The sequence below is a fragment of the Paenarthrobacter sp. TAF1 genome, from assembly GCF_052113825.1.
Classification (GTDB): Bacteria; Actinomycetota; Actinomycetes; order Actinomycetales; family Micrococcaceae; genus Arthrobacter; species Arthrobacter nicotinovorans.
This window is the reverse complement of the sequence record NZ_JBFRDO010000002.1, coordinates 129,179-152,393: the sequence shown is the minus strand read 5'-3', so window position 1 is coordinate 152,393 and position 23,215 is coordinate 129,179. Positions and strand designations below refer to the sequence as shown.

Here is a 23,215-nt window from a genome sequence, read left to right as displayed (position 1 = left end):
GGGCACCCCGCCCTTGCCCGCCTGCCACACCCTTTTGCGGTGAGGAGGCAGGACAAGGGCAGGATGCGCCAATCGTCCGCTAGCCGGAGATGCCTTCCTGTCCGTCTTCCTGGCGACCGGTCAGCCGGCGTCGGAACGTGGCGTCCTCGGCAGCGGTGACCTCCAGGTCATACCAACCGTTCAAGGTTTCCCAGCCGATCTTCTTCGAGTGCCCGGCTTTGAGCTTCACACTTTCGTGGCCCTGTGCGTACTGCAGCGACTTCAGAATCAGGGTCACTGTGTCCTTGCCGTTGTTGCGCACTTCCAGTTCCACGGCCTTGTTGCCGCGACGTCCGTTGACTGAAACGTCGACGCCGGACGCCGCGCCCGCCGTCGTTCCCTTCAGTTCGTACTGGAAACGGTTGGGGCCGGTGACGACGACGTCGAACCCGCCTGAGGCGGTTGCGAGCTCCACCGTGGCATTCCCGAGGACGTCCACATGCCGTGGCTCCGTGACTTCGCCGGCGTAACCGTAGATGGCGAAATGGGTCGACCGGGTGCCTGAGTTCCCCAGTGCCAGGGTGATTTTGCCGGGCAGCACAGCGGCCGAAACCTGCGGGCGGTAGGGGAGGGGCCTGGCCGGGCGCGTGCCACTTTCCTGGATCGGCGCCACTTGGACGGCGGGTGGGGTGGGCCGCCAACGGCTGATCTTGGCGGGCACGGATGCGGGGTGGTCCAGAACGGGGGGCTTACCTGGCGAGCTGAAATTGAAGACGCCGGTCAGGTCGCCGCAGACTTCCCGGCGCCAGGGAGAGATATTGGGTTCCTGCACACCGGTCCAGCGTTCGAGGAAGCGAAGGACTGAGGTGTGGTCGAAAATTTCGGAGCTGACATAGCCACCCACCGTCCACGGGGAGACCACCGTCATGGGTACCCGTGGACCCAGCCCGATGGGCAGCGCCGTGGTCCAGTCGGCGGATTCGCCTGTTGACGGCCGCGGCTGGACGGGTGGCGGGACGTGGTCGAAGTAGCCATCGTTTTCGTCGAAGTTGAGGAAGATCGCGGTGCTGTCCCAGGTCTCGGGGTTGCTCGCTACCGTATCCAGGAGGCGGTAGACGAAGTTTGCGCTGCCCACCGGTGTCGAGGCTCCGGGATGTTCGGAGTCGGCGGCCGACGGTACCAACCAGCTGACCTGCGGGAGGCTGCCTGAGGTGATGTCGGCGCTGAGCCGCTCCAGGAGGGTGTCCGGGCGGCCACGCCACATGGCTTTGTCGAAGAGCGACCTTTCGGCCTCCGTGAGGGTGGCGCGGCCCTGCTCCAGCTGGGCCAGGAGACGCTCCTGCTCGTCGGCCGTCTTGCCTGCCAGTTGGTCGTAGAACTCCTCGGTGGTGCGCAGCTTGCCGTCAACCGAAGCCAGCATCTTCCGCCCGATCACTTTGAAGGTCTGGAAGTACTCCACGGCGTTGTCCGTGAAGTTGTCCCAGTCCTGGTAGATCCTCCATGAGACCCCGGCCTGTTCCAGCCGTTCAGGGTAGGTGGTCCAGTCGTAGCCGCCGTGGTCATAGCCGTAGGCCGCATTGGTCACAGCCCGGTTGTTCGTGCCGGGCTCCTTGCCGGTGGTACCGCTCCAGAGGTAGTTGCGGTTGGGATTGGTGGAGCCGTTGACGGAGCAATGGTAGGCGTCGCAAATGGTGAAGGTGTCTGCGAGCTCGTATTGCAGCGGGATGTCCTGGCGCTCGTAGAAGGTCATGGTGGATGCGCTCTTGGCAGGAATCCACTGATCGCACCAGCCGTTGTTCCACGCCCGGGTGGTCCCTTTGAAGGAATGGTCGAGGTCACCCAGGTATTGGATGTCGGTTCCGGGTCGTCCCGCGAGTTCGGCTGCCTTGCGCAGGGAGAACGGCAGGATGGTTTCCCCGGTTGCCCGTGGCTGTTCGAACATGGATTTTCCGTTGGGCAGCCGGGTGACGGAATGGTCGCCGTAACCCCGGACTCCGCGGAGCGAACCGAAGTAGTGGTCAAAGGAGCGGTTCTCCTGCATCAGCACGATCACGTGCTTGATGGATTGCAGGCTCCCCGGCGGGGTTGGCCTGGCCATCGCCGCCTGCACGGAGGGGGGAAGCAGCGATCCGGCTGCCGCCAGCGCCGTCGCTGCCGCGGCCGTGCCGAGGAATCCACGCCGGGAGATTCCGGGAGATTCGGTTGAACGTTTCACCATGTCAGGGTTGTTCAAGGACATTCAGGGTGCCTTTCGTGGTCAGAGTAGACCCGGCAAGCGTAGGCACCCCAGATGAACCGTGAGTGAACCTGGCAAAACCTGCAGGGTGTGTCGCCGTCATCCTCTAGCTTTCTTTAGGAAAGTCAACTAGCTTGGTTCGCATGCCTCTTCGCTCTGACTGGTCTGCCCGCACGTGCAGCCTCGCCCGTGGCCTTGATGTCCTTGGCGACCCTTGGGGAAGCCTGGTGCTGCGGGAAATTTTCTTCGGCAACGGCCGTTTCGACGCCATCAAGCAACGGCTCGAAGTAGCCGATACAGTCCTCAGCAAGCGCTTGGGATGGTTGCTCGAGGCCGGCTTGCTGGCACAGCGCCCCTACCAGGACGGGAGCCGCACACGGCAGGAGTATGTCCTCACCGCCAAGGGCGAGGACTCCCTGCCCGTCCTGAACGCCATCATCATCTGGGCTGAGAAACACTTGGACGCGCCCAACGAGGTATCCCACATGCGGGTCATCCACACGGACTGCGGACAGGCGACGTCGTCGGCCGATACCTGCACCCACTGCGGCACCCGCCTGACCGCCGCCAACACGAGCTGGCACAGCTTCAAGCGGACGGACCACCCGGTTCCGCTCGCCGTGGCGCCATCTGAAGCAAGCACAACAGCTCCCTCTGAAACGGAGATCCCCGCATGACCGCTCCCGACGTCACAGGGGTCCCCACCGAACCGCCGCGGCTTCCTTCCCGCAAGCGTCGCCGTCTCCACCCCGCCTGGATCGTGGCGGCAGTGGCCTTCCTTGCGCTGGTTGGAGCTGCCGGTTTCCGTGCAGCACCCGGCGTGCTGATGGTCCCGTTGCAGCAGGAGTTCGGCTGGTCCACCACGGTGTTGTCCTTGGCTGTCAGCATCAACCTGGTTCTCTTCGGGCTGACGGCACCTTTCGCTGCGGCCCTCATGGAACGCTTCGGCATCCGGAAGGTAACCGCGTTGGCGCTGTGCCTCATCGGTCTGGGTTCAGCTTTGACGGTCCTGGTGAACCAGTCCTGGCAGATCCTGCTTACGTGGGGAGTGCTCATCGGGCTGGGCACGGGATCCATGGCACTCGTCTTCGCGGCGACCATCGCCAACACCTGGTTCGCCAAGAGCCGCGGCCTGGTCATCGGCATCCTCACGGCAGGAAGTGCCGCCGGCCAGCTGGTGTTCCTGCCCTTCATTGCCGCCCTTGCGCAGAACCCCGGGTGGCGTGGAGCCTCCCTCCTTATCGCTGCGGGTGCGCTCGCGGTGGTACCGCTGGTGCTGCGGTGGTTGCGGAACTCGCCGGCCGACGTCGGGGTGTTGCCTTATGGGGCTGAGGAACCGGTGGTTCCCGCCGCCGACGCCGGAGCCACCCCTGCGGCGTCCGGCAAGCCTGAGCTTGCGCTTCCCAAAGACTCCGCGAACGCTGCCGTCCGAGCCCTGCAGGTGCTCAAGCGGGCCGCCAAAGTGCGGACGTTCTGGGCCTTGGCCGCGGGCTTCGCGATTTGTGGAGCTACCACCAATGGGCTGATCGGCACGCACTTCATTCCGTCGGCACACGATCACGGCATGCCCGAAACCACGGCGGCAGGCTTGTTGGCCGTCGTCGGGATTTTCGACATCGTGGGGACCATCGCTTCCGGCTGGCTGACCGACAGGTTCAACCCGAAAGTCCTGTTGGCCGTGTACTACCAGTTCCGGGGGATCGGGCTGCTGGTGCTGCCGTTGCTGCTGGGCTCCTCCGTGGAACCGAGCATGATCATCTTCGTGGTGGTGTACGGGCTCGATTGGGTAGCCACCGTGCCGCCCACCGCAGCCATCTGCCGCTCGGTGTTCGGCGCAGACGGTTCTGTGGTGTTCGGCTGGGTGTTTGCCGCCCACCAGCTCGGGGCCGCTGCGGCCGCCCTGGCTGCCGGGTTCATCCGCGACGCCACCGGTCACTACAACTACGCCTGGCTGGGGGCGGCAGCCATGTGCACGGTGGCTGCGGTCATCAGTGCCACCATCCGCAAGGACGCGGCGAAGAAGGAACCCATCGCTGTTGCCTGACGATGTTGCGGGGCCCGCTCTGCGCTCCATTCTCCTCTGGAGTCGCGCAGAGCGGGCCCCACAACGGAAGGGGTACTAGCCCGCTGCGGTGATCCGGAAGGTCAGCGAACGGGCTTCGGGCCGCAAGGCGTAATCCGGCCAGACATCCGGTCCGCATGCCCTGGACCCGAGGCCGTGCTGTGCCGCGTCCAGGTACAGGTAGCTGCCTTGGCTCGCCGGCAGCTCATGCTGGTGTGCGGCTGCGGAGATCTCCTGGGCTGTGTGCCGGGAAAGTGTGAAGCCCGGCAGGCGGCCACGGGAGTCCGGGAAGGCATTGAGCTGCAACCAAGGACTACCGGAGTCCTGCAGTTCCAGTGACCGTACGGCACTGCGATGACCCGACTCCTGGGGTTTGGCGTACGGAACTGCGAGCTCGTCGATTCCTGCCGAATACCGTCCCACCAGTGTCGCGTGCATGCTGTCGGGGTAGGACTCGCGGGGACCCGTGCCGAACCACGACGCGCCATCTACGGAACCTGGAAGATCCAAGCGGACGCCCACCCGTGGCCAGATAACGTCCCAACCGGTGCTCGGTACGATGTCCACGCGAAGCCACAGTTCGCCCTCGCACATTTGCCAGTTTTCCTCCACGGAGACCCAACGGGCGGTGTCGGCTGCGGAGTAGCGGGTCTGGATCACCACACCCGAATCGTCGGCGGACACCTTTTCAACCCGGCCCGTGAGCCGGTCCAGGCCAGCGGCGCGCCAGACGGTTTCCATGGAAGGGGCCGGAACGCCGTCGCCGTTGTTGAGCCAAGGATCAGCGAGGTCGTAGCTGCCGCGTCCGGCGCCGGCGTCGTTATCCGTAGGGGCGCGCCACAACTCCAGACGGGGACCGCCAACCGGCAGCCCGGCCAGCGAAACCAGGCGTCCTTCTTCGAACCGGGCAGGTCCAAGGGTGAGCGTTGAATCCACCGCCGCCATGGCCCGTCCGGCCGATCCGAGGGGTCGCGGGGCTGCCAAGCGGGGACGTGTCACCGCCATATCCAGCTGTGCCGCGGAGATCACGTGCCCGGCCTCGGCCCAGGCAGTGTCCTTGCGGAGCACCGCCTCAACCGTGAGCCAGTGTTCGCCGCTTCCATTACTGTCCAACGGTGGAAGTTCAATGCGCGCCGTGCCACCGGCGCCGAGTGACGCGCCCGTGGAATCAACAACGTCGAGCTCCCCGGACACGCCAAGCACGCCGTCCACCTCGGTTCGCCAGCGCAGCACCACATCCGACGCATCAGCGGTGTGCCTCAGGTTGGCGACGGAGAGGAAGCGGCGAGTGCCGCCGTCGTTCGTTTCGGTGGAGAAGCCCAAGCGGATCGGTGCGACGATCTGCTTGTACTCAAAGAGGCCCGGGCTCGGCGTGGAGTCGGACAGCACCATGCCGTCCATCACGAAGTTGCCGTCGTGCACTACCTCGCCGAAATCCCCGCCGTAGGCGAAGAATTCCGTGCCATCGGCGGTGGTGGTCCTGATGCCGTGGTCCCGCCACTCCCAGACGAAGCCGCCGTGCAGCCGGGGGTAACGGTCCACCAGGTCCTCGTATTGGTCGATCGCGCCCGGGCCGTTGCCCATGGCGTGCACGTACTCGCACAGGATGAAGGGCTTGGTGCGTTGCCGGGCCGACTCCGCAGCGGAGCAGCCGAGCAGGAGGGAGCCTGAATCATCGCGCCCGATCGCCTCTGTTTCCGGTACGGACGAGTACATCCGCGAGTACACGTCCGTATAGGCGCCCGTGTAGTCACCCTCGTAGTGGACGGGGCGGCCGGCATCGCGGGCGTGGGTCCACGCGGACATCGCAGCGAGGTTGGCGCCGGTACCGGACTCGTTGCCCAGCGACCACATGACGATGGAGGGATGGTTCTTGTCCCGCTCCACCGTGCGTTCCATGCGGTCCACGTACGCCTCACGCCAGGCGGGGTCGTCACTGGGGTTGCCCACCCAGCCGTGCCGTTCGAAACCGTGGGTCTCGAGGTCGCATTCCAGAATCACCCAGAAACCCAGTTCGTCCGCGATGTCCAGCAAGCGGGGGTGCGGCGGGTAGTGGCTGGTGCGGATCGCGTTGACGTTGAACTGCTTCATCATGGCCAGGTCCGCGCGGGCAAAGTCCTCGTCGAACACGCGGCCGCGGTCCGGATGCGTCTCATGCCTGTTCACACCGTGGAACACCACGCGCCGGCCGTTCACCAGGAACCGGTCGCCCCGGATCTCCACGGTCCGGAAGCCCAACCGCAGCGAAACGGTCTCGCCTTCGCTGGCCACCGTCGCGTTGTAGAGGCGCGGAACCTCCGCGGACCAAGGCTCGACGGCGGGAACCGCCACCGGGGCGACGTCGGCAGCGGAGTTCCAGACGACGTCGACCTCCAGTTCGGGGACGGACAGGCGAACCGGGTAGGCGGCCTCACTTGCCGTGATCTCCGGGTCAATGATCCCGGCGCCGGCGGTGAAGGACGTCCGCAACCATACGTCGTCGAGACCCTTCCGTGGCCGGGCTTGTAGTGTCACGTCGCGGAAGATGCCGGGCATCCACCACTGGTCCTGGTCCTCGATGTAGCTTGAAGCGGACCACTGATGAACGCGGACAGCTATGACGTTCAGGCCTGCACGGACGGTGTCAGTGATGTCGAATTCCTGGGCCAGGCGGCTGCCTGTCCCCACTCCGATCTCTGTTCCGTTGAGCCACACCTTGTAGCGGGACTCGACGCCGTCGAAACGCAGTACTGTCCTGTCTGCCGTGTTCCAATCCGAGGGGAGCTCGAACGTCCGGCGATAATCGCCGGTGGGGTTTTCGTCCGGGACATGGGGTGCATCCGTGGGGAACGGAAACTGGACGTTGGTGTAGATGGGCCGCCCGTAGGCGCCGTCCCCCTCCAACACCCAGTGCGCAGGAACGGGGATCCGGTCCCAGCCGGAATCGTCCAGGTCCTCTGCGGCAACACCCTCCACTGCTTCGCCCGCAGGGAGGACGCCGCGTCCGCCCGGGGTACCCGGCGCCCCGGGCAGCAGGCGGAACCGCCACTGGCCGTTCAATGAAAGAGCGGGCGCATCGCTGTGCAGCCAGCTCCGTGCGGGGAGGCGGTTGCCCGTGCCCGGCCCTGGATCCGTGATGTAGCCGGCTGTTTGGTAGATGGTCATTTACTTGACGGCTCCTTCTGTCAGTCCACCGCGCCAGAAGCGCTGCAGGACAATCATGGCGATGCTGAGCGGAATGATGGAAAGCAGCACCCCGCCCGTGGTCAGTTCGTAGAATTCGGGCAAGCGGTCCACCTGGCTGAGCCAGTTGTTCAGGCCCAAAGTGATGGGGTAGAGCTCGGAGTCGGAGAGCATGACCAGCGGCAGGAAGTAGTTGTTCCAGATACCGACCAGCTGGAACAGGAACACCGTGACCAGCGCAGGGGTCAGTACCTTGAGCCCGATGGTATGGAAGATGCGGAGTTCGCCGGCGCCATCGATCCTGGCGGCCTCGATCAGCGAAGTGTCCACCGTTGCCTGCGCGTAGATCCTGCACAGGAACAGACCGAACGGCGAGACCAGCGAAGGCAACAACACACTCCAGTACGTGTTGGCCAGGCCCATCTGGCTGAACAACAGGAACAACGGAAGCGCCGTCGCTGTACCGGGAACCAGCACGCCGCCGAGGATGGTGCCGAACACCAGGTTGCGTCCCTTGAACTCGTACTTGGCCAGGGCGTAGCCGCCTGCTGCCGCAAAGTACGTGGCCAGGAGTGCACCGACGCCGGCGTAGATGGCCGAGTTCAGGAACCAGCGGCCAAAGATTCCGTTGTCGTAGCTGACTACGCGGCCGATGTTTTCCCACAGGGAGAACGTGGGAGCGAACCAGAAGCCATTGGTGGAGAAAAGGTCGGACGTGGACTTCGTGGAGGCGACGAAGACCCAGTACACGGGAATCAGGAAGTAGAGGGCAACCACCACCAAAAGGGCGGTGACAATGATGGTGGACGACCGGCGTCGTCCGGCTGATCGGTCCGGACCCGCGGACCGGGCCTTGGCAGCGGCTGTCGCGGGTGACTTGGTAGCTGTAGCGGTCATGATGACTTCCTGTTGGTCAGTGCGAGGAAGGCGAACGAAAGGGTGAAGGCGGCGACGGCGATGATGACCGACTGGGCGGCCGCGACGTTGTAGTCGTTGTAGGCGAAGGCCGTGGTGTAGGCGCTCAGGTTGGGCGTGTACTGGCTGTCAATGGCAGGGGCCACGGTTTTGAGGACCTGCGCTTCAGCGAACAACTGCAGGGTGCCGATGATCGAAAACACCGTGGTGAGCATGAGGGCCGGACGGATCAGGGGAAGCTGGATGCTGCGGGCAACCCGCCAGGTGGACGCTCCGTCCACCTTTGCCGCCTCGTAGAGTTCCACCGGAATGGCCTTGAGCTGCGCCACGATGATCAGCATGTTGTAGCCGGTGTAACTCCAGGTGACGATGTTGGCGATGGACCACAACACGCTGTTGGCGCCCAGGAAGTCAGGGGTAAGGCCGACGAGCTTGGCCGCGTCGAACAGGGGGCTGAGGCCGGGCACATAGAGGAAGGACCACAGGATGGTGGCAATGACGCCGGGAACGCCGTAGGGCATGAAGTAGGCGGCGCGGAAGAAGCCGGGCCATTTGGCCGATGCCGATTCCAACATCAAAGCCAGGACAGTGCAGAGGACGATCATGACGGGAACCTGGACGATGCCGAACAGCAGCATGCGGCCGATCGATGCCACGAAACTGCCATCTGCCAAAGCCTGGGCATAGTTGCCGAACCCGGCGAACTCACTGGTCACGCCCGCCTCCCCGAAGAGCCCGCTCCTGGTCACCTTGGTGAAGCTGGAGAGGATCGCCACCACAATTGGCAGCAGGAACGTGAGTGCGAAAAGCGCCAGGAACGGGGCCAGGAGAAGCCAGGGCGCGCGCGCCGCTGCGCCGGTGCGCTTGCCCCGGCGGGGTGCTTCTTCGTGACGCTCTGCGGTAGGTGCCATACGGGTGGTCGTCATGCCGCTTCCTTCCGGATGGTGAGGCCCTTGTTCTTGAAAACGGTGATGATTTGATGCTCGGAAGCGGCAATCGAGTCCACCAGGGAGGTCCCGAAGGCCTTCTTCCGGAAACCGTCACTGAGGATGTTGAAGGACTGCTGGGTTACGGGCCACCAGGACCAGTCAGGGTTTTGCTGCTGGGCTGCCGGGACGAAGATGTCCTGGTTGTAGTTCTGGCCGCCGAAGAAAGCCGAAGGTTGTTGCCGGTCCGTGCCAATGAAATCGGGATTCGGCGACCACCCGATGCCGCTGTTTTTGATCTCGGCGTCGATGCCTTCTTTCGAAGTTGTCAGCCAGACGGCGAACTCCACCGCTTCCTTGGGGTGCTTGCTGTTGGCCAGGACGGCTGCGGTGGAACCGCCAAGGTAGCTGGAGCCGAATCCGGTGCCGCCCCACGTGGGCATGGGGGCGACGCGCCACTTTCCCTCCGAACCGCTGACGCCCTCGACCAGGGCATCGCCCCAGCTGCCGGTGACGGTGGAGGCAATGCCGCCCTTGCCTGCGGCAGCGAACCAGCCCGGTGAGAAGGCACCGTACGCAGTGGTGACGAGGTCGTCGTCGATCGCTTTGTCGAAGAAGCGCGCGGTGTTGAGCGTGGCGTCGTCGGTCATGTTGATGACCCAGCCATCCTCCTCCGGACGCAGCCATGCGGCTCCTGCCTGTCCGGCGAAAGAAGCGAAGGGTGAGGCGTCGCTGATCGGGAAGCAGTCCAGGTACGTGTCCACGGAACGAAGCTCGCGGGCCAGTCCGGCCCATTCGTCCCAGGTTTTCGGGGGAGTTCCACCCACCTTGTCCAGAATGGCCGGCTGGTAGAACATGGCCATCGGACCTGAGTCCTGGGGTATTCCGTAGACGCCGCCCGTGTAGCTGACCTGTTTCCACAAAGTGGGGTCGTAGAGGTGCGCGTGGTCGTTGGCTCCGTAGCGGGAGATGTCCACCAGTCCGTTGACCAGCATGAACTCCGGAATCGACCGCAGCTCAACCTGCGCCAGGTCCGGGCCACCCCCGGCCGCCAGCGCCGAGTAGAGCTTCTGGTATCCGCCTGCGTTGCCGCCGGGGATCCAGACGACGTCCACTTGGATGTTTGGATTCGCTGCATTCCAGATGTCGGCAACGTTCTGGAAGTCCTTCAACCAAGCCCAATACGTAAGCCGCACAGGACCACTGGCGGTGGGGATGGTTGGTGCACTGTTCACGGACTGGGTTCCCGGAGTTGCGCAGCCGGACAGCAGCCCCATGGCTGCCGTGCCCAGGCCAGCGCCCAGAAGTTGTCTTCGAGTGAAACGGGTCATGAGCCTTCACCTCTTTGTGTCAGGTTGACGCTGCCGGCACCCGGAGGGCGGGCCCCGGCACGTCGATTGTGACCACGGTAACAGATAATTCGAGTGGTCACTCGAATTTCAAGAGAGGCCGGGATCCGCGTACACTGGCTAGCCATGACCACAAAGGACGTGGCCCGCGCAGCGAAGCGCGGCCCTTACGCGAAATCCGAGGAACGGCGCCAGACGATTCTGGACGCTGCGCATGCGGTGTTCGCTGCACGTGGCTACCGCGGGGGATCGCTGCAGGATGTCGCGGACCGTGCAGGGATGAGCCAGACAAGCTTGCTGCACTATTTCCCGTCCAAGCGCGACCTCCTGATGTCCGTCCTGGAACGTCGGGACGAGATCACCAGTGGCGCTTTCCCCGACGACATGGAAGAGGGCTTGGCCGATTCCGTCATCCGGACGGCCCTCTACAACGAGGACATTCCCGGAGTGATTGAGCTTTACACGGTCCTCTGCGCCGAATCGGTCACGGATGAGCACCCTGGCCGGGACTACTTCACCGAGCGCTACGAGCGGTTGCGCGCAAGCTACGGCCGGCGGTTCGAGGAACTCGCAGCTGTTGGCAGGCTCCGCCCGGGCGTGGATCCGGACCAAGCTGYGACCTCCCTGGTGGCTCTCTGGGACGGACTCCAAACCCAATGGCTCCTTGCCCCGGACCAGGTGGACGTGGCCAAGGGCCTTCGCGGCTACCTGGAACTGGTGATCCTCCCGGAACCCAACTAGGGGTCAGCAGGCCAGTTGGGGCAGCCGCGTGGGCAGGTCAGCCGCGGAACGCCCCGATGCCCGTGATGTGTTGGCCCAGGATCAGGGTGTGGACCTCGTCCGTGCCCTCGTACGTTCTTACCGATTCCAGGTTGTTGGCGTGCCGAAGGGGCGAGTAGTCCAGTGTGACGCCGTTGCCGCCCAGGATGGTGCGGGCTTCGCGGGCGATCTTGATGGCTTCCCGGACATTGTTCAGCTTGCCCATGGAAATCTGCTGCGGCTGGAGCTGCCCGGCATCCTTCAACCGGCCGAGGTGAAGGGCCAGCATGGTGCCCTTCTGGATTTCCAGCAGCATGTTCACCAGCTTCTCCTGGGTGAGCTGATAGCCGGACAACGGTCGCCCGAACTGCAAACGGTCAGCGGCGTAGGAAAGTGCGGCCTCGTAGGAATCACGCGCCGCCCCCATGGCGCCCCACGCGATTCCGTAGCGTGCCTCGTTCAAGCAGGAGAACGGGCCCCTCAGTCCCAGGGCACCCGGGAGGATTGCCGCCGGCCCCAGCCGAACGGCGTCGAACGTTACATCGCACTGAATGGACGCGCGCATGGAGAGCTTGGGCTCGATCGGCGTGGCGGTGACGCCGTCCGTCCCGGCTGGAACAAGGAAGCCGCGGATGCCGTCATCAGTCTTTGCCCACACCACCATCACATCGGCAATGGAGGCGAGGCCGATCCAGCGCTTGGCGCCGTGGAGAATCCAGCCCTCGGATGTCTCACGGGCCTCGGTGGTCATGGACGACGGATCGGATCCTGCCGTCGGTTCGGTCAGCGCGAAGCAGCCGATCAGTTCGCCCGCAGCCATCCGGGGGAGCCATTGCTCCTTCTGCTCCTCCGAGCCCCACTTGTGGATGGCGGTCATGGCGAGTGAACCCTGCACCGAGACGAAGGTCCGGATGCCGGAATCGCCGGCTTCCAGCTCCATGGCTGCCAAGCCATATTCGACGGCGGTCCGGCCGGGACAGCCGTAACCGTCCAGGTGCATGCCCAGGACGCCGAGCTCGCCCAGCTCAGGAGCGATCTCCCGGGGAAAGACCGCGTCTTCGTACCAGCGTGAGATGTTCGGGCGGATCCGCTGGCTGGTGTAATCGCGGACTTTATCGCGAAGGGCCAGCTCTTCATCCGAAAGCAAGGAGTCCAGGGCGAGGATGTCGGAGGTGTTCGTCGTTGAATCTCTCATTCCAGCATCGTAGGCGCCCGCAGCTGCCGGAGCTCCACCCGCTTCAGCGGATGTCTGGAGGCCCTTCAGTAGGATGGGTGCGGGGGCGACGCACTTCCCCCATTGAGACTTTGCTATTTTGGGGGATTTTGTATGGCACTGCCTGACGTCGATCCAAGGGCCACAGCGGCCGCCTCGCGACCACAAAGAACTGCGCCGACGTCTTCGGTGCTGCTGCGACTGCTGCCCGTGGCGGCGGTGGTGTTTCCGGTGTGGATCATGCTCGCCGAATGGGCCAAACAGGGCCTGGACTTCAGCGTGTACTGGTTCGGTGGAAGCATCCTGAACCAGGCCGGTGCCTCACCCTCGGACCTTTATGGGCCAACCGTGGCGACGGCCGGTGGTCCGCAGCTTCCTTTCACCTACCCGCCCTTTGCCGCGCTGGTGTTTGGGTTGTTGGCCCGGTTGCCGCAATCCGTGGCCCTCAACCTCTTCAACGTTGCCGGTGTGGCCGTGGCCGGATGGGTGGCGGTCACGATTGTCCGTTACTGGTCATCCAAGACAGACCTCCGGGGCGCGCTCTCCTCCACGAAGGGCTGTTGGATTGCTGCAGCCCTCTTCCTTGCGATCCTTTTCCTGGGACCGTGGCGCGAGACTTTGGCCTTTGGCCAGATCAACATCCTGCTGATGGGCCTCATGGTGCTGGACTTGCTGGTGCTCTCCAGGCGCAGGGGTTCCCGGGCAAGCGGGTTCCTGGTGGGTGTCGCCGCAGGCATCAAGCTGACACCCCTGGTGTTCGGACTGTATTTCCTGATGCGCAAAGACTGGCGTGGCCTGGCGAACATGTCCCTGGGATTCGCCTTTACCGTCCTGCTTGGCTGGGTCGTGCGCCCGGCGGAGTCCTTGAAGTTCTGGTTGGAGATCCTGCCCGACACCTCCCGGATCGGCGGGGCCGGCTACGTGGACAACCTCTCCATCAAGGGTGCGCTGCTGCACTTCGGAGTACCCCAGGATGCCGTGACCTTGCCCTGGCTCGCCCTGAGCCTGGGCACGTTGGTGCTGGCGGCCTTCCTGATCAGGGCAGCGAGCCAACAGGGTGCCCGGGTCGTAGCCGTCTCCACGACAGCCCTGGCCATGCTCCTCATCAGCCCGGTTTCCTGGTCTCACCACTGGGTCTGGATGGCCGTGGTCCTGCCCGCGTTTGCCTGGACCATCAAGGACACCCCGGTGCGCCTGAAGGCCCAGCGGACGGTGATGTCAGCTGTTCTCGTTCTCGCCACCCTGGTGTTCTTCTTCTCGCCTAAGACCATCGGCACAATGCTCGGCGCCGCTGACCTGAACGTCCAGACGCCCGGTGTGTGGATCATGGCCTCCAGCGCCGGCGTTTTCTGCGCCGTCGCCATCCTTGCGTGCTGGCTTGGGGCGCTGCGCCGGAACGCTATCCGCACTGACGAGGTGCCGGACGTTCCCACACGGCTGCGGGAGTGGGCCGCAGCCCAAGTCCGCAACTGAGCAGCCCCAAGTCCAGTTGAGCTGCCCCGACTCCGCAGCTAGCAGGCCGCTACTCGCCGCGTACCACTCCGGCGTCGGCCCGCTCACCCGTGAAGTAAGCCCGGGTGGAGGGCGCGAAACGGCACACAATTGCCAGGACCACGCCGAGTGCCAGGAGCAGCACGCCGCTCACGAAAGCTCCGCCGATCCCGAAGATCTGCGTATCGCCGTACGCCGGGTCCCACATCTGGACCGCGGAGATGAAGAACGCCGCTGTGAGTGACAGCGCGCCCAGGAGTGGAAGGATGCCCCGGAACCAGAGATTGCGGGCGGAGTCCCGGAGTGTCGAGCGGAAGTACCAGACGCAGGAGAACCCGGACAGTGCGTAGTAGAAAGCGATGAACAGGCTGATGGCGCTGATGGAGTCGGAGAGCAGGTTCTCGCTCAGGAAGCTCATGGCCACGTAGTAGACCACGGCCACCGCGCCCATCACCTGGGTGGAGAAGCCCGGCGTCATGAAGCGCTCGTGGACCTTGCCGAAGCGTGCAGGGAGGGCACCGTGCACACCCATGGACAGTGTGCCGCGCGCCGTCGGCAGGATGGTGGTCTGCGTGGAGGACAGGACGGACGCCAGGACGGCGACGACTATCAGCCAGCCCCAGGGGCCGAGAACGACATCCTTCATGGCCAGGAAGACGTCGTCCTGGTTTGCTTCGTTGCCCAGTCCGATGCCCTCGGTTCCAATGGTCGCGTACATCATCACCAGCAGGGCGACGGAAACGTAGATCGCCACCAGCACGGAAGCAGAGATCACGGCACCGCGCCCGGGAGTCTTGGCCGGGTTCTCGGTTTCTTCGTTCAGGGCGAGGCAGGTGTCCCAACCCCAGTAAATGAACAACGCCAGCAAGGCGCCGTGGACCACGGCACCGGGATCGGCGAACGCCCCAGCGGGGTTGAACCATTCAAAGTCGAACGCCTGCCCTTCGGGCGCGCCGCCGGCGATCCGGAAAATGATCGCGACCGCGAAGATGCCCAGCGAGATGTACTGGATGTAAGTCAGTGTCCTCTGGACGTGTTCGCCCAGCCTGATGCCGCGGTGGTTCACGTAGGTCATGAACACGATGAACAGCACGCCGGTCGCGGTCACCAGCCACTTGTTCTCCGCCAATGAACCATCCCCCACCAGCAGCCAGAGGTACTTCCCGGCGATCTGGGCAAGATTTGCCAGCACCACGATCCCGGCAAGGGCCACGCCCCAACCTCCCAGCCAGCCGGCCCACGGACCAAACGCTTTGCGGGCCCAGAAGAACGTTGTTCCACAGTCCGGCATGGCGCTGTTGAGTTCACGGAAGGCATAGGCAATAAACAGGACGGGGATGAATCCGAGGACCAGGATCAACGGTGTGTAGTTCCCGTTGACAGCAACAATGAGGCCCAGCGTGGCCGCCAGCGAGTACACAGGCGCGGTGGACGCCAGGCCCAGCATGACGGAGTCACCCAGGTCCAGGATCCCTGCGTGGAGGCCTTTGGAAGGTACGACGGCGGTACGGTCGCCGCCCGCCGTGCCGCCACCCGGCGTCGAGGTTTCAGTGCTCATAGTGCAGCTCCATAGGAAGTAGCAGGGGGCGCGACAGGCGCGGGGGAGTCGATGGTGTTGGGAACAAAGCGGCAGAAGTAGTCCGTGATGGGCCCGTCCGACTCGCGGATTCCGCACCCTACAGACTCGCCGTCCACCACCCACAGGCCCAGGACCGGGTGGTTTCCGTCGTAGTCGGGGAGCGGATGGTACTGCTGGTAGCACCAGCCTTCCCTGCCATATCCGCCGGGCTGGGAGATGTCGATGCCGGGTGCATGGATCCGGATGTTGTCTCCCTCGCGTCCGTGAAGTGGCTTGGCCACCCATTCCTTCAGCGGTCCGGGGTCTCCCAGGTAGGCGGGCAAGAGGTTTTCATGGTTCGGGTAGAGGTGCCACAGGGCGGCCAGCAGGGCTTTGTTGGACAGCAGCATTTTCCATGCCGGTTCCACCCAGCGCGGGTTGTGGGCGCGCTGCAAAAGGCGGTGCCYGAAAGGCTCCCTCATCATCAGTTCCCACGGGTACAGCTTGAACATGGTGCTGATCATGAAATTGTCCAGGTCCACGAACCGGTTCAGGTTGGGATCCCAGCCGATGTCGGACATGTTGATGCCGATGGTGGTCCAGCCGCCCTGGCTGGCCACATCGCGCATGTAGGCAGCCGTCATCCAGTCCTCGCCGGACTCCTCGGCTTCGGAATGGGCAACATGCAGGGTGCTCATGCCGGTGCGGAACTGCAATTTCTTCCACTGCCGGATCAGGGCCTCGTGGATGCCGTTCCATTGGTCCTTCTCCGGGAAGACATCCTGCAACCAGAACCACTGGGCAACCGACGCTTCGATCAGTCCGGTGGGGGTGTCGGCGTTGTACTCCAGCATTTTCGCCGGGCCGCCTTTGCCGTCATAAATGAAGTCGAAGCGGCCGTAGATGTCCATGTCCCCGGCTTGGAGCGACTCGGCGGCAAGCTCCAGCGCCTGGCGGCCGATGCCGATGTCGCCCATGGCGCCGCTGGCAAGGTACTTCGCTGCCTCCAGGCACATGAGGTGCATGTCCTCGGCGGTCTTCTCGAGGGTTTCCACCTCGTCCATGGTGAACTCGTAGTAGGCCGATTCGTTCCAGTACTCGATCTTGCGGCCATCGGGCATGGTGGTGGTGGAGAAAACCAGGCCCTGTTCTTCGATCTTTTGCTTCCAGTCCGGCCTGGGCGCGGAGTGCAGTCGACGCACGCCTAGCCTCCCGAGCTTCCGCCGCTTTTGGAACTGCTGCCGAAGCCACCACGACTGACCGTGCCGCCCTTGGTGCTGTATCCCGTGGAGGACTTGGCTCCCTGGGGCACGGTCTTGGTGGCGGTCGGGTAGGAGCTGCGGTTCTGGCCGACGGCGGGCACACTGGCACCGCGCGAGTAGAAGTACCAGGCATAAACCCCAGAGCTCCGGCCTGCGGAGCTGCTGTTGTTGCACTGGTCATCGTCGACGCGCTCGCCGGTTTCTTCGTTGAAACAGACCTGGGCGTAGTCAGCTTCCTGCTCGTTGGAGGCGACGATGGCGGTGATGGTTCCAGCCAGCAGGGCCGTCACGCCCAAGCCCACCACGACGGTGCGGCGCTGGGAACGCTTCTTCTTCTTGGCTGCGGCGGCGGCATCACGTTCGCGTTCGCGTTCGAACGGGTCCACGACGGGGAGGGGTTGCCCCGGCTGGGGTTGGCCTGCTGCGCCGCTGGCAGCTGTTGCCCCGGCTGGTACCTTCTTGTTCCTCGCCGGCTTGTTCTTTGCCGGCTTTCCGCCCTCTTCCGGACCGTCTTCGACAGGGGTGAAGAGCTCAGGATGGAGTTCCGGCTTCGGTACCTGCCATGGCGGCGGCTTGGGAGGGTTGTTGGCCGCGTTGAAGGCATCGTTGTTGTCCCCGCCGCTGCCTTTGTTGCCGGCCGCGTCAGGGCTGTCTTTCGGGTCCATGTGTATCCCCCTGGATAGACCGTGGTGTGCCCGGCGCCACGCCGGGACCGGAATGCTCAGAGCAAGCCTAGTCCTTGCGAACGCCGCAGGCACTCACCCCGGCGGAAAGTGGGGAGAAGTACCCACCTTTGGAACCGTGTAAGGATGTAGCCATGGCGGGAACTGAGGCTCAGGGCAACGGCGATGACGGCGCGCTGCTGAGGTTTCCCACCGTGCGCGGTATCGGCCGTGGACGGGTAACGGCAGGACTGGTCCTGGCGCTTCTGTTGCCGCCCGCGGTGGAACTGGCGGTTACTGTCCTTAATTTCCGCAACTTCGCCATGATCATGCTTCTCCAACTGGCTGTGGCTGTAGCGGTAGCGGCCATTGGGGGTCTCTGGCCGGCCGTAGTGGCAGCGGTCCTGGGCAGCTTCCTCCTTAACTACTTCTCCGCAGACCCTGTTGGTTCGTTGTCCATTGCGGATCCCACCACGTTGTTCACCTTGGTCGTCTTCCTGGCCGTAGCCTGCGGAGTGGCCTTGGCCGTGGGCCTGGCCAGCCGCCGGGCGCAGGAAGCGGCAAGGTCAGGGGCGGAGGCCACGGCACTGAGTGAACTTGCCCTCCGGATACTGAGCTCGGATGGGAGCCTGGAGACCTTCCTGGAGAAAGTACGCGGCAATCTCGGCATGGATGCCGTGACGCTCCTCGGCTCGACGGCCACCGCCGCCCGAGGCGCCCCTGCCGAATGGCGCGTCCTCGCCAGCGCCGGCCCCAATCCGCCGGTGACGCATGCCGCTGCCGACCACGCCGCCGTCGTCGATCCGCATTACACGTTGCTGCTGCGCGGAGGGCCCTTGTCTCCGCAGCATCAGCGGATGCTGGTGGCGTTCGGCGCGTTCGTGGTGGCGGTGCGGGAGCGGCAGCAGTTGGTGAAGAGCAGGAGGGACAACATCCGGCTGTCCGAGGGCAACAAGATGAGGACGTCCATCCTCCGGGCGGTGTCCCACGATTTGAGGACTCCCTTGGCCGGAATCAAGCTCGCTGTCAGCAGTCTCCGGCAGGAGGATGTGACGTTTCCCCGGGAAGTCGAGCGGGAGCTGTTGGAGACCATCGAGGATTATGCGGACCGCCTGGACCACCTGGTGGACAACCTCCTAGACATGTCCCGCATTACTGCCGACGCAGTAAATCCATTGTTGAGCGGGATTTTGTGGGCGGATGTGCTGCCGGACGCGTTGCGGGGCGTGCCGCACGAGCGGCTGCGCAACGAACTGCCACCCAACCTGCCGCCCGTCCAGGCGGACGCAGGGATGCTGGAGCGGGTTGTCGCCAATATTGTGGAGAACGCCATGAAGTACGCCCCCGACTCGGATGTAGTGCTGACGGCCAGGACCGGCGAGGGCATCACCTTGGGGGAGCAGCCCGCCAGCGAACTGCGGATCACGGACCACGGGAAGGGTGTGGGCCACGAGGAGGTCCTCACCATGTTCCAGCCGTTCCAGCGCTTTGGTGATTCGTCTGCGGGCGCGCCCGTGGGAGGAACAGGGACCGGCGGCGGAATCGGTTTGGGGCTTGCCGTGGCGAAGGGCTTCAGCGAGGCCATGGGCGGCAGGCTCGCGGCGGAGCCGACGCCGGGTGGCGGCTTGACCATGGTTGTCACCTTGCCGCTGTGGGCAGGTGATCCGCTGTGACGCTGGTGTTGATCGTTGAGGACGAGGCCCGCATTGCCCGGGCCATGCAGGTCACCCTCCAAGCCCACGGATACCAGGCCCTGACAGTGGGCAACGGAGCCGACGCGCTAAGTGCGGCCGCGAAGCATCCGGTCAACATCGTGGTGCTGGACCTTGGCTTGCCGGACATCGATGGCGTGGAGATCATCCGCCGCATCCGCGGCTGGAGCAACATGCCCATTATCGTTTTGTCGGCCCGGCACGCTTCGGAGGACAAAGTGGAGGCGCTCGACGCCGGTGCGGACGACTACGTGACCAAGCCCTTCGGTTTGGATGAGCTTCTTGCCCGGCTCCGGGTGGCGTCGCGTCGTGTGGTCACCGGAGCCGAAGAGCCAACGTTGGCCACCGCCGATTTCGTGGTGGACCTGGCCGGCAAGCGGATAGTTAAGGACGGGGCCGAAGTCCGGCTGACCCCCACTGAGTGGAACATCCTCGAGCTGCTGGTCCGGAACAAAGGCAAGCTGGTCAGCCAGCAGCAGATCCTGACCCAGGTCTGGGGGCAGGCCTATGCCAAGGAAACCCAGTATCTGCGGGTCTACATCGCCCAGCTGAGGCGCAAGCTGGAACGGGACCCCGCTGAACCCCGCCACCTGCATACGGAAGCGGGGATGGGCTACCGTTTTGATCCTTAATCCCCTGCCCGCCCATCCGTAGACTGGTGCCCATGAACACCGCTTCCGTCCTTGCCGTTTGCCGCGTCCATCAACTGCTTCCCGATCCCCTGGGAAGCGTGGGCGTCACCGCCATCGACAAACGTCCCATCGAGGGACCGGTCAAGGTCCACAAGCTGGGTATCCATGGGGACGTGCAGGCCAGCCGTCTGCATCACGGTGGGGAAGACCAGGCCATTTACGCCTATTCGCAGGAGGACGCCGATTACTGGTCCGGCGAGTTGCAGCGGGACCTTCCCGCGGGAATCTTTGGCGAGAACCTGCGTGTATCCGGCATTGAGACCACGGGTGCTGTGATCGGCGAAAGGTGGAAGGTCGGACTGGATGTGGAACTTGAAGTGACCTCTCCCCGCACACCCTGCGCCACCTTCCAGCGCGTTTTGGGGGAACCAACGTGGGTCAAGCGCTTTTCCGAGGCCGGGCGGGTGGGCACCTACCTGCGGGTGGTCAAGACGGGAAGCATCTCAGCGGGGGACCATGTCCACCGCACGTTCATTCCCAAGCACGGCATCACCGTTGGCCAGTGGTTCAGCGATCCGACTCCGGAACTGGTCCAGACCCTGCTTGATGCGGAGGCGGACGGGGAGATCCGTTTGCAGGAGGATTACCGCCCCGAGTTCGAAAAAGTGCTGCGGAGGAGCGGACTCTAGCAGCTCCGGAGGTCGGGTGTGAACAAGCTCACCCGGCCATCGCGGGGTCTTAAGTCGCGGTGGGGCCACCCTGTGCCCTACACTTGAAATATCCCCCACTCCGGAAATCCCTTTATCCTGCCCAATTCTTGAGGCAGGACTGGTAAGTGTTGGGGCCCGCAAATGTGTGCGGGCATTTTCATAGGGAGAGCCGGCTAAAGAAAACGCTGTACAGACTGCTGGGATAGCAGCCAAGAGATGCAGCGGGAAGTCCTGCCATGGGATTGCGATAGCGCCGGACTTCTTGCGAAAGCAGGGCACCTTGCCTGCTTTTGCGACGAGTAATGCGGCCAAGCCCAACCGGGCCGCGCCGACTGCCCTATGGATGAGGAATTTCCCCCTATGACCGAAAATCTCAACGAAAACTTCGACGCACGGAACACCGACTCCGCTGAAACAGCAGAGGTCACCGCACCCGCCGAAGCTGAAGCACCGGCTGCTGCCGCTGCCCCCGTCGAGACTGCCGCAGCTGAGTCTGCAGCCCCCGCCTTCACCGAAGCTCCTGCCCCCAAGGCAGAAGAAGAGGAAGAAGAAGGCGTTAGGTTCGTCGATCTTGGTATCGATGGCCGCGTTCTGGCCGCCCTGCAGGATGTCGGCTACGAAAAGCCGTCCCCCATCCAGGCCGCCACCATCCCCCTGCTGCTTGAAGGCCGCGACGTCGTCGGTCTCGCCCAGACCGGTACCGGCAAGACCGCAGCTTTCGCTGTTCCTGCCCTTTCCCGCCTGGCCGAACTCCACGACCTCAACGGCCCGTCCCGCAAGACCCAGGCCCTGGTCCTGGCTCCTACGCGTGAACTGGCCCTGCAGGTTGCCGAGGCGTTCACTTCCTACGCCAAGCACATTGATGACTTCACGGTCCTCCCGGTGTACGGTGGCTCGGCTTAYGGCCCCCAGCTCGCCGGCCTGCGCCGTGGTGCCCAGGTTGTTGTCGGTACCCCCGGCCGCGTGATCGACCACATCGCCAAGGGTTCGCTGGACCTCTCCGAGCTTCAGTACCTTGTTCTTGACGAAGCTGACGAAATGTTGCGCATGGGCTTCGCCGATGACGTGGAGCAGATCTTCCAGCAGACCCCGGAGAGCCGCCAGGTTGCCCTGTTCTCTGCCACCATGCCGGGCCAGATCCGCCGCATGTCCAAGCAGTACCTGAACAACCCTGCTGAAATCTCCGTGAAGTCGAAGACCACCACGGGTGCCAACACCAAGCAGCGTTACCTGCAGGTCATGGGCCCGCACAAGCTGGACGCCCTGACCCGCATCCTTGAGGTTGAAGACTTCGACGGCGTCATCGCCTTCGTGCGCACCAAGATGGCTACCGAGGACCTCGCCGACAAGCTGAAGTCCCGTGGCTTCCAGGCTGCCGCCATCAACGGCGACATCCCGCAGCAGCAGCGCGAACGCACTGTTGACGCGCTCAAGGAAGGCCGTATCGACATCCTGGTAGCTACCGACGTCGCGGCCCGTGGCCTTGACGTTGAGCGCATCAGCCACGTCATCAACTACGACATCCCCCACGACACCGAGTCCTACGTGCACCGCATCGGCCGCACCGGCCGTGCAGGCCGTTCCGGTGACGCGATCCTCTTCATGACGCCGCGTGAGAAGTACTTGCTGCGTTCCATCGAAAAGGCCACCCGCCAGCCGGTGGAGCAGATGCACCTGCCGACCGCAGAGACCGTGAACACGCTTCGCCTGGGCAAGTTCGCCGAGCGCATCACCGAGACGCTCGCGTCCGAGGATGTTGCTGCGTTCCGCGACCTCATCGCCTCCTACGAGGAAGAGCACAACGTTCCGGCTTCGGAGATCGCAGCCGCCCTGGCCGTGATGGCGCAGGGTGGACAGCCCTTGCTGGTCAAGGAACTGCCCGCAGCTCCGGAGTACCAGAAGCGCGAGCGCTCCAAGGACGGCTTCGGTTCCCGTGGCCCGACCCGTGCGCTCACCGAGGGCAACGCAACCTACCGGATCGCCGTCGGACGCCGCCAGCGCGTCATGCCGGGCTCCATCGTGGGTGCCATTGCCAACGAAGGCGGCATTTCCTCCGCACAGATCGGTGGCATCGACATCCGCTCGGACCACTCCCTGGTGGAGCTCCCGGCAGACCTGAGCCCCGAGCAGTTGCGTGCACTGTCCCGCACCCGCATCGGTGGCGAGCTGATCCACCTTGAGCTGGACAACGGCCGCAGGCCCAACAGCGAGCGTGGCGGCTACTCCGGTGGCGGACGCGGCGGCTACGGCGACCGTGAAAACCGCGGAGGCGGCAACTTCAAGGGCAACGGCGGATTCAAGAAGGAATTCCGCAAGTCCGACGGCGAGCGTTCCTCCGCTGACCGTGGCGGCCGCTCCTACAGCGACCGCACCGAGCGCACGGCAGGCAGCTACGGCGACCGCGACCGCGGCCAGGCCAGCGGCTCACGCTTCGGTGGTCACGGTGACGGTGCCCGCAAGCCCCGCACGGGTGGCGAAGGCAGCAACCGCGACTTCAACCGCAAGGGCAAGTGGTAAACACCAGCCCGGTAGTAAACATTAGGTAGTTCCCTTCAGGGGGCCGGCTTTCGAGCCGGCCCCCTGAGGC

General features: G+C 64.4%; 17 protein-coding genes. 8 read left to right on the top strand and 9 right to left on the bottom strand.

The features are described from left to right. Positions 1-79 precede the first annotated feature (79 nt). Positions 80-2,197, bottom strand: a complete 2,118-nt coding sequence (locus AB4Y81_RS02720; RefSeq protein ID WP_441995096.1) for a phosphocholine-specific phospholipase C — start codon at positions 2,195-2,197, stop codon at positions 80-82. Positions 2,198-2,358: 161 nt separating this feature from the next. Between AB4Y81_RS02720 and AB4Y81_RS02715 the strand changes: the two genes are divergently transcribed. Both AB4Y81_RS02715 and AB4Y81_RS02710 read left to right on the top strand, forming a co-directional pair. Continuing rightward, positions 2,359-2,892 carry a winged helix-turn-helix transcriptional regulator gene (locus tag AB4Y81_RS02715; RefSeq protein ID WP_110503806.1) on the top strand — a complete coding sequence of 178 codons (534 nt, stop codon included), beginning with the start codon at positions 2,359-2,361 and terminating at the stop codon, positions 2,890-2,892. After that, on the top strand, positions 2,889-4,259 hold the full coding sequence (locus tag AB4Y81_RS02710; protein WP_441995094.1) for an MFS transporter: 1,371 nt from the start codon (positions 2,889-2,891) through the stop codon (positions 4,257-4,259). The genes AB4Y81_RS02715 and AB4Y81_RS02710 overlap by 4 nt, the downstream gene beginning before the upstream one ends. A gap of 75 nt (positions 4,260-4,334) precedes the next feature. Here AB4Y81_RS02710 and AB4Y81_RS02705 read toward each other — a convergent pair whose 3' ends face one another. The 4 genes from AB4Y81_RS02705 to AB4Y81_RS02690 are packed head-to-tail and all read right to left on the bottom strand — an operon-like array spanning position 4,335 to position 10,611. Continuing rightward, positions 4,335-7,421, bottom strand: a complete 3,087-nt coding sequence (locus AB4Y81_RS02705) for a glycoside hydrolase family 2 TIM barrel-domain containing protein (protein WP_441995092.1) — start codon at positions 7,419-7,421, stop codon at positions 4,335-4,337. Further along, positions 7,422-8,336: a carbohydrate ABC transporter permease gene (locus AB4Y81_RS02700; protein ID WP_039242474.1), complete on the bottom strand. Its 915-nt coding sequence runs from the start codon at positions 8,334-8,336 to the stop codon at positions 7,422-7,424. Beyond that, a complete protein-coding gene (locus AB4Y81_RS02695; protein WP_018776761.1) occupies positions 8,333-9,280 on the bottom strand; it encodes a carbohydrate ABC transporter permease in 948 nt (315 codons plus the stop codon). The genes AB4Y81_RS02700 and AB4Y81_RS02695 overlap by 4 nt, the downstream gene beginning before the upstream one ends. Then, on the bottom strand, positions 9,277-10,611 hold the full coding sequence (locus tag AB4Y81_RS02690; RefSeq protein WP_441995090.1) for an ABC transporter substrate-binding protein: 1,335 nt from the start codon (positions 10,609-10,611) through the stop codon (positions 9,277-9,279). The genes AB4Y81_RS02695 and AB4Y81_RS02690 overlap by 4 nt, the downstream gene beginning before the upstream one ends. Positions 10,612-10,755: 144 nt before the next feature. Here AB4Y81_RS02690 and AB4Y81_RS02685 point away from each other — a divergent pair, with 144 nt between their 5' ends. Further along, entirely contained in the window at positions 10,756-11,370 is a 615-nt protein-coding gene (locus AB4Y81_RS02685; protein WP_441995089.1) for a TetR/AcrR family transcriptional regulator, read from the top strand. Positions 11,371-11,407: 37 nt separating this feature from the next. Here AB4Y81_RS02685 and AB4Y81_RS02680 read toward each other — a convergent pair whose 3' ends face one another. Continuing rightward, positions 11,408-12,583, bottom strand: a complete 1,176-nt coding sequence (locus tag AB4Y81_RS02680; RefSeq protein ID WP_441995087.1) for an acyl-CoA dehydrogenase family protein — start codon at positions 12,581-12,583, stop codon at positions 11,408-11,410. 132 nt (positions 12,584-12,715) lie between these two features. Between AB4Y81_RS02680 and AB4Y81_RS02675 the strand changes: the two genes are divergently transcribed. Then, a complete protein-coding gene (locus AB4Y81_RS02675) occupies positions 12,716-14,074 on the top strand; it encodes a glycosyltransferase 87 family protein (protein WP_231949043.1) in 1,359 nt (452 codons plus the stop codon). A gap of 49 nt (positions 14,075-14,123) precedes the next feature. On the opposite strand, the gene AB4Y81_RS02670 is transcribed toward AB4Y81_RS02675, so the two are convergent. From AB4Y81_RS02670 to AB4Y81_RS02660, 3 genes are read right to left on the bottom strand one after another with little or no spacing between them, the layout of a single operon-like run. Next, positions 14,124-15,650: an APC family permease gene (locus AB4Y81_RS02670; RefSeq protein ID WP_275775760.1), complete on the bottom strand. Its 1,527-nt coding sequence runs from the start codon at positions 15,648-15,650 to the stop codon at positions 14,124-14,126. Continuing rightward, the gene (locus tag AB4Y81_RS02665) at positions 15,647-16,852 is read right to left on the bottom strand and encodes a glutathionylspermidine synthase family protein (protein WP_441995085.1); all 1,206 of its coding nucleotides are present in this window, start codon (positions 16,850-16,852) and stop codon (positions 15,647-15,649) included. Before AB4Y81_RS02665 ends, AB4Y81_RS02670 begins: the two co-directional genes overlap by 4 nt. A gap of 2 nt (positions 16,853-16,854) precedes the next feature. Then, positions 16,855-17,577, bottom strand: a complete 723-nt coding sequence (locus tag AB4Y81_RS02660; protein ID WP_018776754.1) for a hypothetical protein — start codon at positions 17,575-17,577, stop codon at positions 16,855-16,857. A gap of 152 nt (positions 17,578-17,729) precedes the next feature. Here AB4Y81_RS02660 and AB4Y81_RS02655 point away from each other — a divergent pair, with 152 nt between their 5' ends. The 4 genes from AB4Y81_RS02655 (at position 17,730) to AB4Y81_RS02640 (ending at position 23,145) form a co-directional block, all read left to right on the top strand. Further along, positions 17,730-19,247 carry a sensor histidine kinase gene (locus AB4Y81_RS02655; protein ID WP_441995084.1) on the top strand — a complete coding sequence of 506 codons (1,518 nt, stop codon included), beginning with the start codon at positions 17,730-17,732 and terminating at the stop codon, positions 19,245-19,247. Continuing rightward, positions 19,244-19,918: a response regulator gene (locus tag AB4Y81_RS02650; RefSeq protein ID WP_055971590.1), complete on the top strand. Its 675-nt coding sequence runs from the start codon at positions 19,244-19,246 to the stop codon at positions 19,916-19,918. Before AB4Y81_RS02655 ends, AB4Y81_RS02650 begins: the two co-directional genes overlap by 4 nt. Before the next feature lie 32 nt (positions 19,919-19,950). Then, positions 19,951-20,607, top strand: coding sequence for an MOSC domain-containing protein (locus tag AB4Y81_RS02645; protein WP_039242562.1), 657 nt, complete (start codon positions 19,951-19,953; stop codon positions 20,605-20,607). A 381-nt stretch (positions 20,608-20,988) separates the two neighbouring features. After that, the gene (locus AB4Y81_RS02640; protein ID WP_441995081.1) at positions 20,989-23,145 is read left to right on the top strand and encodes a DEAD/DEAH box helicase; all 2,157 of its coding nucleotides are present in this window, start codon (positions 20,989-20,991) and stop codon (positions 23,143-23,145) included. Positions 23,146-23,215 lie beyond the last annotated feature (70 nt).